10 protein-coding genes are annotated in these 14,120 nt (G+C 72.7%); 2 read left to right on the plus strand and 8 right to left on the minus strand.

Going from position 1 to position 14,120, the window contains the following annotated elements; all coding sequences use genetic code 11:
• The first annotated feature begins 102 nt into the window (after positions 1-102).
• Positions 103-804: a metal-dependent hydrolase gene (locus ACZ5OX_RS08275; RefSeq protein WP_465629228.1), complete on the plus strand. Its 702-nt coding sequence runs from the start codon at positions 103-105 to the stop codon at positions 802-804.
• Between the two features lie 156 nt (positions 805-960).
• On the opposite strand, the gene ACZ5OX_RS08280 is transcribed toward ACZ5OX_RS08275, so the two are convergent.
• From ACZ5OX_RS08280 to ACZ5OX_RS08310, 7 genes are all read right to left on the minus strand, one after another.
• A complete protein-coding gene (locus ACZ5OX_RS08280; protein WP_392868227.1) occupies positions 961-1,170 on the minus strand; it encodes a hypothetical protein in 210 nt (69 codons plus the stop codon).
• Between the two features lie 212 nt (positions 1,171-1,382).
• Positions 1,383-2,498 (minus strand): alpha/beta fold hydrolase, encoded by a 1,116-nt coding sequence (locus ACZ5OX_RS08285; RefSeq protein WP_465629229.1) that lies wholly within the window; start codon positions 2,496-2,498, stop codon positions 1,383-1,385.
• Between the two features lie 300 nt (positions 2,499-2,798).
• Positions 2,799-3,275 (minus strand): phage holin family protein, encoded by a 477-nt coding sequence (locus ACZ5OX_RS08290; RefSeq protein ID WP_402409487.1) that lies wholly within the window; start codon positions 3,273-3,275, stop codon positions 2,799-2,801.
• Between the two features lie 209 nt (positions 3,276-3,484).
• The gene (gene nhaA / locus ACZ5OX_RS08295; protein WP_465629230.1) at positions 3,485-4,990 is read right to left on the minus strand and encodes a Na+/H+ antiporter NhaA; all 1,506 of its coding nucleotides are present in this window, start codon (positions 4,988-4,990) and stop codon (positions 3,485-3,487) included.
• 413 nt (positions 4,991-5,403) lie between these two features.
• Positions 5,404-7,362, minus strand: a complete 1,959-nt coding sequence (acs, locus tag ACZ5OX_RS08300; protein ID WP_465629231.1) for an acetate--CoA ligase — start codon at positions 7,360-7,362, stop codon at positions 5,404-5,406.
• A 242-nt stretch (positions 7,363-7,604) separates the two neighbouring features.
• Entirely contained in the window at positions 7,605-10,037 is a 2,433-nt protein-coding gene (locus tag ACZ5OX_RS08305) for a SulP family inorganic anion transporter (RefSeq protein WP_465629232.1), read from the minus strand.
• A gap of 458 nt (positions 10,038-10,495) precedes the next feature.
• A complete protein-coding gene (locus ACZ5OX_RS08310) occupies positions 10,496-11,503 on the minus strand; it encodes an ATP-binding protein (protein ID WP_392868212.1) in 1,008 nt (335 codons plus the stop codon).
• Between the two features lie 214 nt (positions 11,504-11,717).
• Here ACZ5OX_RS08310 and ACZ5OX_RS08315 point away from each other — a divergent pair, with 214 nt between their 5' ends.
• On the plus strand, positions 11,718-12,608 hold the full coding sequence (locus ACZ5OX_RS08315; RefSeq protein WP_465629233.1) for a Fic family protein: 891 nt from the start codon (positions 11,718-11,720) through the stop codon (positions 12,606-12,608).
• A 444-nt stretch (positions 12,609-13,052) separates the two neighbouring features.
• Here the strand turns inward: ACZ5OX_RS08315 and ACZ5OX_RS08320 are convergent, their stop codons facing one another.
• Positions 13,053-13,967: an HAD family hydrolase gene (locus ACZ5OX_RS08320; RefSeq protein WP_465629234.1), complete on the minus strand. Its 915-nt coding sequence runs from the start codon at positions 13,965-13,967 to the stop codon at positions 13,053-13,055.
• Positions 13,968-14,120: the final 153 nt, after the last annotated feature.

The raw sequence follows: 14,120 nt of genomic DNA on the forward strand, positions 1-14,120 counted from the left end.
CGTCGCTCCGTCAGGTGGCCCTGGTAGCGTCGGCCGCGCTCACCCGTTCGGCTCAACCGGGCGCCGTCCCGGTGTGGGCCGACGGGAGGGACCGACAGTCCGATGATGGGTCATTCGCACGCGGTGAGCGGGGCGATGCTGTACGCCGCCTCGGCCCCCTTCCTGCCCCCGCTGCTGCTGCACACCACGCTGCAGCCGGCGGACATACTGATGGGTACGGTGCTGTGCGCGGGCGCGGCCCTGCTGCCCGACCTCGACCACCACGACGGCTCGATCGCCAACTTCCTCGGGCCGGTCTCCAAGGTGCTCTGCCGCTTCGTGGCCTGGATCTCCGGCGGCCACCGGCACGCCACCCACTCGCTGCTGTTCGTGGCGCTGATGGGCGGCGGCACCTGGGCCGGGGTCACCTACCTGGGCCGCAACTTCACCCTCGGGATGACCTTCTTCCTGCTGGCGCTCGCGATCCGGGCCCTGCGGCTCTGCCCGCCGGGCGACGGACCGGAGGCGTGGATCACCGTCATCGGCCTGGCCGCGCTCGGCACCTTCGGGATGAACACCTGGATGCCCAACTCGCCCGGCTGGCTGCCGTACGCGGTGGCCCTGGGCACGCTGGCGCACCTGCTCGGCGACTGCCTGACCAAGAAGGGCGCACCGCTGCTCTGGCCGCACAAGGAACGCTACGAGATCGTGCTGATCAAGCGCAGCGGCAACAGCGTCGAGACCAAGGTGCTGGTGCCGATCATGTCGGTGGCGACCTTCGTCCTGCTCTGGTTCACCGCGCTGTCGCCGACGATCGTCAACTGAACGGGGTGCCGGGCGGGGCGCTCGGCCTGTGGGCGGCCGGTGCGTGCGGCCCGGTGTGGGCGGCCCGGCGCTTGTGGCTGGTGCGTTCGGCCGGTGCATGTGGCCGGGTGCGTTCGGCCCGTGCGGTCGGCCCGTGGACGGATGCGGCGCGAGGCCTCAGGTCTCGCGCCGCAGTCGTGCGCCCACCCAGCGGGCGCGCCGGCCGAGGATGCGGGGGATGCCGAGCTGCCGCCGCTCCGAGCGCTGACGGCCGTCGGGGCCGTCGAAGCCGAGGTCGTCCGCCCGGTCGGGACGGTGGGCGGAGCGCTGGGGGCTGTTGTGACGTCGGCCGCGCGGGGCGCCGCCGCTTTCGGGCATCCAACTCATACCGGAATGGATGCCCCTGGGCCGGTGGAGGTAACCGCCCGGGCTTCGCCGAAATTGGCCTATGCGGTTGTCATATGAGCGACAAAGTAAGGGAGTTGGGGCCAAGGACCCTTCCGGCCGACCGCACGTACGGCCGTGTCCGGCCCCGTGCCGGCCCCGTGCCGGCCCCGTGTCGGGCTCCGTGCCGGCCCCGTGTCCGGCTCCGTGCCGGGTCACTCCTTGTGGCGGCCGACCCAGTCCAGCAACTCGGCGGTGAACTCCTCCGGCGCCTCCTCGTGCGGGAAGTGCCCGACCCCCGGCAGCAGCCGCCAGCGGTACGGCGCCGCGACGTACTCGCCGCCGCCGAGCGCGGTGTGCGACAGCAGCACCGGGTCCGCCGCGCCCTGGACGTGCAGGGTCGGCGCGGTGATCGGCTTCTTCATCCGCCGGGCGAACTGGATGCCGTCCGGCCGGGCCATCGAGCGCAGCAGCCAGCGGTACGGCTCGATCGAGCAGTGCGCGGTGCTGGGAATCTGGATCGCCTGCCGGTACGCGTGCACCGCGGCCTCGTCCAGACCGTTCGGGCCGGTCCAGGACGTCAGGTAGTGGCCGACCAGCTCGGCGTCGTCGGCCACCAGACGGCGTTCGGGTATCCACGGCCGCTGGAAGCCCAGCACGTGCTCGAAGGCGGCGAACTGCCGGCGGTCGGTCAGCAGCGCCCGGCGCAGGTCCCTCGGGTGCGCTGCGGAGACCACGGTGAGGCTCTGGATGACGGACGGTCGCATCACCGCCGCCACCCAGGCCAGGGTGCCGCCGGAGGCGTGCCCGACCAGGTGGGCCCGGCGCTCGCCGAGCGAGCGGATCACCCCGGTGATGTCCAGGGCGAGGTTGCCCGGGTCGTACCCGCGCGGGGTGCGGTCGCTGCCGCCGATGCCGCGCAGGTCGAGCGCCACCGCGCGGTAGCCGGCCTCGGCGAGCGCGGTCAGCTGGTGCCGCCAGGCCCACCAGTACTCGGGCCAGCCGTGCACCAGCAGCACCAGCGGGCCGGAGCCCAGCTCGGCGATGTGGAAGCGGGCGCCGTTGGCCGCGAGGTCGCGGTGCGTCCACGGGCCGGGCTGCCGGATACTCCAGGCCTCGTCGCCGTTCGCCGGGGACCCGGCGGATGCCGCCGCGCGGGGCTCCCGGTCGGGCTCCCGCGCGGGAGCCAGGCCGGTGCCCTCGGGGGTGCCTTTGGGAGCGGCGCCGGGCTCGTCGGGGTCGACGGAGCCCTCGGGGGTGAGTCCGGCGTCGGAGTCGGGGCCGGAGTCGGCGGACGGCTGCGCGGGCACGGGCTTCTGGTCAAGCGGCATACCGAGAGCGTGTCACATTCGCGGGCCCGACACGTGCCCGGCACTCGCTGTCGGCGGGTTCGGTGCCTTCGGTGCTCGTTGATGCGGGGCCGCTGGGGCCGTCGGGGCCGCTGGGGCCCCGGCCGCCTCGGCGGGCCCAGGGCGTCCGGGGTGTCCGGGGCGTCCGGAGTGCCGAGGCCGGCGTACCGACGGTCCAGCAGGTGCCGGTCCGTCGGTACGCCGGTACGCCGGTGTGCCGGTGTGCCGGTGCGCGCTGTACCGGTGCGTCGTTGGGCCCGGTGTGTCGGTGGGCCGGGCCGGTTACGGGATGCGGCCGAAGGCCCGGTCGATCTCCTCCTGGGTGGCCGGGCGCGGCCGGGCGTTCTTCAGCACGTCGGCGGTCTTCTGGGCGCCCTCGATGGTGCGGACCGGCTTCTCGATCTTCTTGAACGAGCGCCAGGCCAGCATCCCGAGCAGCACCGCGAGCAGCAGGTAGGCGCCCGCCACGACCAGGAACGACCAGCCCAGCGACAGGCCCAGCGCGTGGATGCCGAAGGCCGCCGCGGCGCTCAGCATCGGGATGGAGAACAGCGCCACCACGCCGGCGACGATCAGCGAGACGCCGCCGGAGACGCCGCGCTTGACGTCCGCCCGGATCTCGGCCTTGGCGAGCGCGATCTCGTCGTGGACCAGCGCGGACAGGTCGGCGGTGGCCGCCGCGAACAGCTGCCCCACCGAACGCTCGCCCTCGTAGGGCACCCGGCCGTTGCTGGACGGGTCTGCGGCTCCTGTGGGCATCAGCTGTTCTCCTCTGCGGCTGTGCGGCGTGACGCCGCCGCGGGTAGCGGTTCCGGGCCGGTGGGGGGTCCCGGAGGCGTCTGGGGTTGTCGACAGCTCAGAATCATGCCCCTACCGGTCAGTCGGACACCACTCCGGGGCCCCGCGGGAGGGACGTGTCCCGGCGGCGGGAGGCTTCCGGGCGCCGTCGCCGGGAGCCTGCGGGCGCCTCAGTCGGGCTGTCCGGGGCGGCCCCGGTGACCGGAGCCGGAGCGCGGGTCGGAGGCGGAGCCCGGGTCGGCGCCGGAGCGCGGGTCGGAGGCGTGGCCGGAGTCGGGGCTCGGGTCGGGACCGGGGCTCAGGTCGGGGCCAGGGCTGTGTTCCTCGCCGGCCCGGTGGGCGAACTCGCCGACCCGCGCCCGCCAGGCCGGGTCGTCCTCCTGGTAGATGTCCGGGATGCCGTCCCCGTCCACGTCGCGGTCCTCCTCCTCGCACAGTGCGCGGTAGTGCCGGTTGCGCAGCTTCAGCAGCACCGTGGCGACCACCGCGGAGAGCACCGAACCGACCAGCACGGCCGTCTTGGCCCGGGCGGCGAGCGCCGGGTCGTCCGGGAAGGCCAGCTCGCTGATCAGCAGCGAGACGGTGAAACCTATGCCCGCGAGCACCGAGACCGCGACCATGTCGGCCCACTTGAGCTGCGGGTTCAGCTCGGCCCTGGTGAACCGGGCGGTCAGCCAGGCGCCGCCGAGCACGCCTATCGACTTGCCGACCAGCAGACCGATCACGATGCCGAGCGGGGCGGCCTGGGTGAACACCTCGCGCAGCTTCGGTCCGGAGACGGCCACCCCGGCCGAGAACAGCGCGAACACCGGGACGGCCAGGCCGGCCGAGAGTGGGCGGACCAGGTGCTCGATGTGCTCGCCGGGGGAGTGCTGCTCGTCGCCCTCCCGGTGGCAGCGCAGCATCAGGCCCATCGCGACGCCCGCCACCGTGGCGTGGATGCCGCTCTCGTGCATCAGCGCCCAGGTCACGAAGGCCAGCGGCACGAAGAGGTACCAGCCGTGGACACCGCGCCGGTGCAGGAACCAGAACAGCACCAGGCCGGCGAAGGCGAGGCCGAGCGCCCAGAACTTGATGCCGTGGCTGTAGAAGATCGCGATGATCAGGATCGCGATCAGGTCGTCGACCACCGCCAGGGTGAGCAGGAAGGCGCGCAGCGGGGAGGGCAGGTGGCTGCCGACCACGGCCAGTACCCCGAGTGCGAAGGCGATGTCGGTGGCGGTCGGGATCGCCCAGCCACCGGGATGCCCGCCGCTGCCGGAGTTCACCAGGACGTAGAGGATCGCGGGCAGCGCCACCCCGCAGACGGCGGCGATGACGGGCAGCAGCGCGGCGCTGGGCGTGCGCAGCTCACCCGCGACGAACTCGCGTTTGAGCTCGATCCCGGCGACGAAGAAGAAGATCGTCAGCAGGCCGTCCTTGGCCCAGGTGGCCAGGGAGAGGTCGAGGTGGAGCGGGGCGGAGGGGCCGACGGTGTAGTCGAGCACGCTCTGGTAGGCCTGAGGCCAGGCGTTGGCCCAGATCAGTGCGACGACGGCGGCGCCCAGCAGCAGCATGCCGCCGACCGTCTCGGTGCGCAGGGCGTCGGTGATGAAGGTGCGCTCGGGTAGTGACAGCCGACCGAGGAACTGCCGGCGGCGGGTCGTCGGCTCGTGGACGGGCGGCTGATCGGTCACGCGGGACCTCCTGGGACTGGGAGCGGCAACGGATGCACGGGTGGTGCAGTTGCCGACCAGACTTCCCGGCGCGCCCTGTGACGCCCGCGACTCCTGTCAAGGGTCTTGATGCGTCCTTAATAGTCTAGCGGGACGTTCGGGTGACATCCGGATTGTCTTACTAAAGGACTTAAACCCTGTGGACTGGTTCTGCACCCCGGGGCGCAGCGGTCACGGAGGGTGCTGACGTAGCGGCTGTCGGATCCGGCTCTGGGAAACGGCTGCCGGAACGGCTGCGGTAACGGCCACGGGAGACAGCTGCGGGAAACGGCTGCGGGAAACGCCTGCGGGAAACGGCTGTGCCCCGGGCGGTGGTCGCCGCCCGGGGCACAGCCGTTGTCTCAAGGGGCTCGGCCGTCACCGGCCGGGTGGGTTCAGCCGTTGCCGTTGTCCGAGGACGGCAGCTGGGCCTGGATCTGGCTCATCACCGTGCTGTCGGCCAGGGTGGTGGTGTCACCGACCTCGCGGCCCTCGGCGATGTCGCGCAGCAGGCGGCGCATGATCTTGCCGGAGCGGGTCTTCGGCAGCTCGCCGACCACCTTGATCTGCTTCGGCTTGGCGATCGGTCCGAGTGTGCGGCCGACGTGCGCCCGCAGTTCCTCGACCAGCTCGGGGCTGTCGGCGACGCCGCCGCGCAGGATCACGAAGGCGACGATGGCCTGACCGGTGGTGGCGTCGGTCGCGCCGACCACGGCGGACTCGGCCACGGACGGGTGGCCGACCAGGGCCGACTCGACCTCGGTGGTGGAGATGTTGTGGCCCGAGACGAGCATGACGTCGTCCACCCGGCCCAGCAGCCAGATGTCCCCGTCCTCGTCCTTCTTGGCACCGTCACCGGCGAAGTAGCGGCCCTCGAAGCGCGACCAGTAGGTGTCGATGTAGCGCTGGTCGTCGCCCCAGATGGTGCGGAGCATGGACGGCCACGGCTCGGTGAGCACGAGGTAGCCGCCGGAGCCGTTCGGCACCTCGACGGCGTTGTCGTCCACCACGGTGGCCGCGATGCCCGGCAGGGCGCGCTGGGCCGAGCCCGGCTTGGTCTCGGTGACGCCCGGCAGCGGGCTGATCATGATGGCGCCGGTCTCGGTCTGCCACCAGGTGTCCACGATCGGGCACCGGCCGCCGCCGATGTGCTCGCGGTACCAGACCCATGCCTCCGGGTTGATCGGCTCGCCGACGCTGCCCAGCACGCGCAGCGAGGACAGGTCGAACTTCGCGGGGATGTCGTCGCCCCACTTCATGAAGGTGCGGATCGCCGTCGGCGCGGTGTAGAGGATGCTCACGCCGTACTTCTGGACGATCTCCCAGAACCGGCCCTGGTGCGGGGTGTCCGGGGTGCCCTCGTAGATGACCTGGGTGGCGCCGTTGGAGAGCGGGCCGTAGACGATGTACGAGTGGCCGGTGACCCAGCCGATGTCGGCGGTGCACCAGTAGACGTCGGTCTCCGGCTTGAGGTCGAAGACCGCGTGGTGGGTGTAGCTGGCCTGGGTGAGGTAGCCGCCCGAGGTGTGCAGGATGCCCTTGGGCTTACCGGTGGTGCCCGAGGTGTAGAGGATGAACAGCGGGTGCTCGGCGTCGTGCGCCTCGGGGGTGTGCTCGGTGGACTGGCGCGCGGTGATCTCGTGCCACCAGACGTCGCGGCCCTCGGTCCACGGGATGTCCTGCCCGGTGCGGCGGACCACCAGGACGTGCTCGACGCCGTCGGCCTTGGTGAGTGCTTCGTCGATGGCCGGCTTGAGGGCGGAGGGCTTGCCGCGGCGGTAGCCGCCGTCGGCGGTGATGACGAGCTTGGCCTGGGCGTCCTGGATGCGGGAGGCGACGGCGTCGGAGGAGAAGCCGCCGAAGACCACCGAGTGGGTGGCGCCGATCCGGGCACAGGCGAGCATCGCGATGACCGCCTCGGCGATCATCGGCAGGTAGACGGCGACCCGGTCGCCCTTGCGGACGCCGAGCTCCAGCAGCGCGTTGGCCGCCTGCGAGACCTCGTCCTTGAGCTGGGCGTAGGTGATCGAACGGCCGTCGCCGGGCTCGCCCTCGAAGTGGATGGCGACCCGGTCGCCCAGGCCGTTCTCCACGTGGCGGTCGACGCAGTTGTACGCGACGTTGAGCTTGCCGTCGGCGAACCACTTGGCGAAGGGCGGGTTGGACCAGTCGAGGGTCTCGGTCGGCTCGACGGCCCAGGTGAGGCGGCGGGCCTGCTCGGCCCAGAAGCCCAGACGGTCCTCGGAGGCCTGCGCGTACGCGGCCGCGGTGACGTTGGCGGCTGCGGCGAGCTCTGCCGGCGGGGCGAAGCGCCGCTCCTCCTTGAGCAGGTTGGCCAGGCTCTCGTTGCTCAACGCGCACTCCTCATCGAGTCATGATCGGGGGCGATCCCGTGCGTGGGGATTGTCCCGTGTGTCCCAGCGCACAGCTCACCAGGCGAACGGGGCAGTTGACAAGAGGCTCCTGGGAATTGGTGTAGACCTTTGATCGGCGGTCGACCGGCCTCCGGTGCGGTCCGCCGGGGAGGACCGGACGACCGCGCGGGGGCGGATGGGCCCGTGCCCCGGCCCGCCCGGCGGGGACACGGGCCCGGCTCTCAGGCAGCCAGCCGGGGGTCCTCCTCACCACCCTCGACCGGAACCCGATCGTCCTCATTCACCCGTTCGGCCGATGCCGCGTTCGGTCGGACGCCGGGGTCGGTTCCGATCGGAGCCTCGGCGTGGCGTTCGATCGCGTTCGGGTGCTTCCCGGGGTGGGCCTCGACCGGGCTGAACGTCCCGGCCGCCCGGTCCAGGACGTAGGCCTGGGCCGTCGCGAAGTCGAAGTACATCCCGACCAGCCGCAGGGTGCCCTCCTCGACCCGGCGCTCGACCGCCGGGTTCGCCATCAACTGGTCCAACTGCTGGACCACGTTGGTGATGCAGAGCTGCTCCACGACGTCCACCACGGGCCGGGAGGCGAACTCCGCCGGGACGCGTCGGAGCCGGTCCAGCGAGCCGCGGCCGTTGCGCAGCCAGCGGGCCAGCGGGGTGGGCGGCCCGGGGCGCTCGTGCACGCCGTCCAACAGGGCCTGCATCGCACCGCAGCCGGAGTGGCCGCAGACCGTGATCGACCGCACCTCCAGCACCTCGACCGCGTACTGCACCGCGGCGGCCACCGAGTCGTCCGCCGCGCCGGGTTCGTGCGGGGCCGGCACCAGGTTGCCCACGTTGCGCACGGTGAACAGGTCACCCGGACCGCTGTTGGTGATCATGCTGGTGACCATCCGGGAGTCCGCGCAGGTCAGGAAGAGCTGGGAGGGCGTCTGCCCCTCGCGCGCCAGCCGGGCGAGTTCCGGCCGGATCAGCGGGGCGGTGTGCAGCTGGAACACCCGGACGCCGTCCAGCAGCCGGCCGTGCGGGTCCTCCTGCTGCTCGATGCAGTGGTGGCCGACCCAGGGCGTCCAGGCCCGACAGCGGTGCGGGCCCGGTGAACTGCCCGCGCGCACGGTGCCGTCCGGGTCGAGCACCTCGCCGTCCTGGCGGCGCGTCACCAGTGAGACCCGGCCGCCCGTGTCCTGGTGCCCGGCCCGCCAGGTGTGCAGCGTCTCGTACGCGGCGTGGTCCAGGAAGGAGCCGTCGTGGACCACGGTGACCTCGGCTCCGGCCGGGATGCCGGCCAGCGCCCGGCCGAGCCTGGGCACGGTGGTGAAGGTGAGCGGGCCGTGGGTGTGGACGGTGACCGTGCCGCCGGGGCCGGTCTCCACGTCCACGTGGGCGCGGGTCAGCCGGTAGAGGGCGAGCAGCATGGCGGTGCCGGCGCCGATCGCCACGCCCCACAGCACGCCGGCGGCCACCACGCCGAGCACGGTGATCAGGTAGACGGGGAACTCGCGGTGCCGGTGCACCTTGCGGATGTGCGCGAAATCCACCATCTGCAGCCCGACCGCCAGCACCAGCGCGGCGAGCGCGGCCAGCGGGATCCGGCGCAGCCCGCCGGTCAGCGCCAGCGCGGCGGCCAGCACCCAGACGCCGTGCAGTACCGAGGACCACCTGGTCTGGCCGCCGGCCCGTACGTTGGCGGTGCCGCGCACCGCGCCGCCGGCGACCGGCAGCCCGCCGACCAGGCCGCTCGCCAGGTTCGCGAGGCCCTGGCCGCGCAGTTCGCGGTCGAGGTCGCCGGTGCGGCGGGACATCCGGTCGATCGCGACGGCGGACAGCAGCGACTCCACGCTGGCGACCGCGGTGACGGTGAGGACGGCGGCGAGCAGCCCCAGCACCGGGCCGTGCGGCAGCGCGGGCAGGAACGCCTGCGGCCGCCAGGCGGGCAGTTCGATCCGGGCGAGCCGCAGGTCCAGGGTGAACACGAGCGCGGTGGCCAGTGCGACCCCGGCCAGCGGACCGGGCACCTTGGCCAGCCGGGCACCGAACTCGCCCGCGCGGCCCGGCAGTCGGCCGAGCCGGGGCCAGCCGAGCAGGACGGCCACCGTCACCGCGCCGGCCAGCAGCGCCGGCGGGTGCGGGCCGGCCAACTGCCCGGGAAGGGCCAGGAGGTTGGCGATCGTGGAGCTCTGCGGCGAGCCGCCGAGGACGACGTGCAGCTGCGCGACGGCGATGGTGATCCCGACGCCGGCCAGCATGCCGTGCACGATCGCGGGCGAGACGGCGAGCGCCGTCCGGGCCACCCGGCGTGCGCCGAGCAGGAGTTGGAGCAGGCCGGCGGCGACGGTGACGGCGCAGGTGGCCCGCCAGCCGTACTGGGCGATCAGCCCGGCGGTGATCACCGTCAGCGCCGCGGAGGGGCCGCTGACCTGGAGCGGTGTGCCGCCGAACAGCCCGGCGACGATCCCGCCCACGGCCGCGGCGGCCAGTCCGGCGGTGAGCGGGGCGCCGGTGGCGAGCGCGATGCCGAGGGAGAACGGCACGGCGATGAGGAAGACCACGAGGGAGGCGGAGAGGTCCTGGGCCCAGCGGATCCGGGGGCCGGGGCCCGGCGGTGCGTGGTCGGTGGTGTCGGAGGCGATGGGGGCACTGGAGATGTCGAGGGTCATTGTCTTCCCGTCTGTCCGGGGGAGCGAACGCAGTCAGGTCCGGCGGTGAGTCCGGGGGTGGGGCTCCGGGGCGGATCGGCTGTCGTGGGCGCGACGGTGTGGCGGGATGGCGTGGGCGCGGCGGGGGAGTGCGGGCGCCACCGGCCGGCGTTGACCATCAGGCCCGCCAGGACTCCGGGCGAGGTGCGGGACGTCTCACCGGGGCCGCCGGACGAACCATCAAGACTCGGTAAACCGAGGGTAATGAAAGCTTTGCACAGCGTGGTTCCGGGAGGGAAGCGGAAAACCCCCTGGTTCACTCCAATGGGTGGTGGCCGAACGGTCGGGAATCTGCTGGTGGCGGTGGGTCGGCCGGCCTCGGGAGCGTGGCGGCGCGTGGACGCGCCCGGGCACGAGGAACGGGCCGCGGCCTCCCCGGGGTGGGGAGGCCGCGGCCCGTTCGACTGCGGCGGTGCCGGTCAGACGTGGGCGCCCGCCGGGGCCGTGCGCTCGCCGTCGTCCGCGAGCCCGCCCAGGACGAAGTCCTCGTCCACCTGGGTCGCGAGGTCGATGCCGACCTTGGAGTTGGCCCAACTCTCCGCGTTGCGGCGGTGGAAGAGCACCGCCTGCTCGGTGTAGCGGCGGGCGTCCCGCCGTCCGTACGCCGCGTCGGCCTCGATCCGCAGCTCCTCCAGCACCGTCCGGTTGGCCGGCTCCAGGGACTTCAGCGGCGGTTCGGCACCCTGCTCCAGGCGGCGCACCCAGTCCGACTGCCCGAAGGTGGTGAGCAGGTCGTCGCCGACCTCGCGGCGCAGGAAGGCCAGGTCGTCCGGGCCCTGCACCTTGTTGCCGATGACCTTCAGTCGCACGCCGAAGTCGCGGGCGTAGTCCCTGTACTGGCGGTAGACGGAGACGCCCTTGCGGGTCGGCTCGGCCACCAGGAAGGTCAGGTCGAAGCGGGTGAACAGGCCGGAGGCGAAGGAGTCCGAGCCCGCCGTCATGTCGGTCACCAGGTACTCGCCCGGGCCGTCCAGCAGGTGGTTGAGCAGCAGCTCCACCGCGCCGACCTTGGAGTGGTAGCAGGCCACCCCGAGGTCCTCCTCGGTGAACGCGCCGGTGGCCAGCAGCCGGACCGAGCCCTCGTCCAGCGCGATCGGGCGGGCGCAGGAGGCGTAGACCGGATTCTCCTCGACGATCCGCAGCAGTCGCGAACCGCGGCCGGGCGGCGTGGTTTTGATCATCTCGTCGGAGGAGCGGATCAGCGGGTTGCTGCCGCGCAGGTACTCCTTGATTTCCGGCAGGCGGCTGCCCAGCGAGGGCAGTTCGGCGGCCTGGTCGTCCGTCAGGCCGAGGGCCGGGCCCAGGTGCTGGTTGATGTCGGCGTCCACGGCGATGACCGGTCGGCCCATGGCCGCCAGGTGGCGGATGAACAGTGCGGACAGCGTGGTCTTCCCGCTGCCGCCCTTGCCGACGAAGGCGATCTTCATCTGGGGACTCCGGCTCTCACTCAGGGCCCTCGGGACGGGCCGCCTGCCCAGGGCGCGCGACGCGTTCCCCAGTTGGAAATCGTTATCGTCTCCGATAGTGGTCATGCTAGCCGGGGTTTGGGTTTCGCCGGGGGCGGGAAGTGAGGATTGCCTCTAACGGGTGATGCGGGGTTGCTGTTCCGGGAGGGGCGGCCCGTTCATTACTCTCGGGTAGGTGAGCACTGGAACTGATCCCCTCGCCCCGCTGGCCCAGCTCCCCGGGGTGCCCGACGCGGTGGCCGAGGTGCGCAAGGCCGTCGACCGGCTCTACGGCCACCGGGTGATGCGCCGCCGCGCGGCCGAGGTCACCTCCGAGTCCGCGCTGCGCGGAGCCCGCGCGTCGGCGGCCCTGGCCGGGGCCGACTGGCCGCTGGAGGAGGTCCGCCGCCGCAGCGACTTCGGCGCGGACCCCGAAGCCCGGACGGTCGGCGCGGCCCTGCGGATCGCCGCCGAGGCCGGCCAGCTGCTCAGCATCTGGCGGCACTCGCCGCTCCAGGTACTGGCCCGGCTGCACCTGCTAGCGGTCGGTGACGGCGATCCGGCCGCCGGTCGTCCGCGGCGGGCCGGGGAGGGCGCCGAGGAGCTGTTCCCGCTGGCACTGGAGCCGGTGGAGAGCGTCGAGGTCGACGCCGCGGACGGGCCGTTGCCCGCGCTGCCGCCGGCGCCCGGTGCGGAGGAGGTCGCGGCCCGGCTCGACCAGCTCTCCCGACTGCTGGTGGCGCGCGCGGAGGGCCAGGGCGTGGGCACGCCGGCCCTCGTCGTGGCCTCGGTGGTGCACGGCGAACTGCTCGCGCTGCGGCCGTTCGGCACCCACAACGGGGTGATCGCGCGGGCCGCCCAGCGGATCGTGCTGATCGCCGAGGGGCTCGACCCGAAGTCGATCTGCCCGGCCGAGGTCGGCCTGGCGGAGCTCGGCACCGCCGCCTACCGCCGGGCCCTGGCCGGCTACCTGGCGGGCACCCCGGACGGGATGGCGTCCTGGATCGCCCACTGCGGCCGGGCGCTGCGGCTCGGCGTGCGGGAGAGCACGGCGGTCTGCGAGGCGATGCAGCGCGGGATGGTCTGAGCGGCCGGACGTGGAGCGGCGCGCACGCCCCGCGAGGGGCGTGCGGACGTCGGGAAGCGCGCGGGAACCGTGGAGGCGTGCGGAGGTCGCGGAGGCGCGCGGAAACGAAGATGCGGCGGCACCTGATCCTGCCGGGTGCCGCCGCTGGTGCAGATACCGGGTGACCATGCATGCACCGGAAGTGCCGATCAGACGGGGATCCTGCCCGTTCGTCTGGTCCGGCGGCCCGACAGCGGGTCGGCTGCATGTGGGTGCCCGGATATCTGTACGTGCGGTCCGTGGGGCCTGAACTGCGTTGTCGGTTTGACCTCTTAGGTCCTGACCGGGTCTCGCGGGCCGTGCTTCATTTGTATCGCGTTTCGGGCGAAAGGGGAACCCGAAACGAGAAGTCTGTCCCGATTGCCCGTTTTGGCCAAGGATTCCGGGGGTGTGGGCCCCGGAGCCTCAGGCGAGCGGGCGCCGCCGGCGGGCCAGGTACCAGATCACCCCGGCGGTCACCGCGGCCGTCCCGACCGCCACGGCGGTCAGCACCGAGCCGCTCGGAGCGGAGAACTCGGGTAGCCGCCGCCGCAGTTCCACCGGCTTTTCGAAGACCAGCACCGGCCACTCCCGGGCCTGCGCCTCCTTCCGCAGTGCGCGGTCGGGGTTGACCGCCGACGGGTGGCCGACCGCCTCCAGCAGCGGCAGGTCGGTGGAGGAGTCGCTGTACGCGTACGAGGCGGCCAGGTCGTAGCCCTCGGTCGCGGCCAACTCCCGGATGGCCGCGGCCTTGTTCTCGGCGTAGGCGTAGTACTCGATCTCGCCGGTGTAGCAGCCGTCCTCGACCTTCAACCGGGTGGCGATCACGTGGTCCGCGCCGAGCAGCCGGCCGATCGGCTCGACCACCTCGGAGCCCGAGCTGCTGACGATCACCACGTCCCGGCCGGCCGCGTGGTGCTGCTCGATCAGCGAGGCCGCCTCGTCGTAGATGATCGGGTCGATCAGGTTGTGCAGGGTCTCGGCGACGATCTCGCGGACCTGCTGGACGTTCCAGCCCCGGGTGAGTGCGGAGAGGTACTCGCGCATCTTCTCCATCTGGTCGTGGTCGGCGCCGCCGACCAGGAAGACGAACTGGGCGTACGCGCTGCGCAGTACGGCCCGACGGTTGATCAGACCGCCCTGGTAGAACGGGCGGCTGAAGGCCAGCGCGCTCGACTTGGCGATGATGGTCTTGTCGAGGTCGAAGAAGGCCGCCGTGCGCGGCCCTCCGGGCCTCGGGCGAACGGGCGGGCGGAGCTCTTGCGGGCGGAGCTCTTCGGCGCCGGTGGTGTCGCCCTGGGACTCGTCGGCGTGGTCGTCGGCGTTCTCGGTGGTGTCCACGGGAACCGAGGATAGAGGGAGTCGCAAAACACCCCGCCATTCGGCGTACTCGCGGGCGTGCGGGTTTGTGTTTCTGGCCGCTCGGGTACACCATGGAAGTCACGGATCGTTCGCGACCGTGCTAACCCGGTCCGGCTCCTCCCCCCCGAGCCG

Source organism: Kitasatospora sp. NPDC032121, from assembly GCF_055580145.1.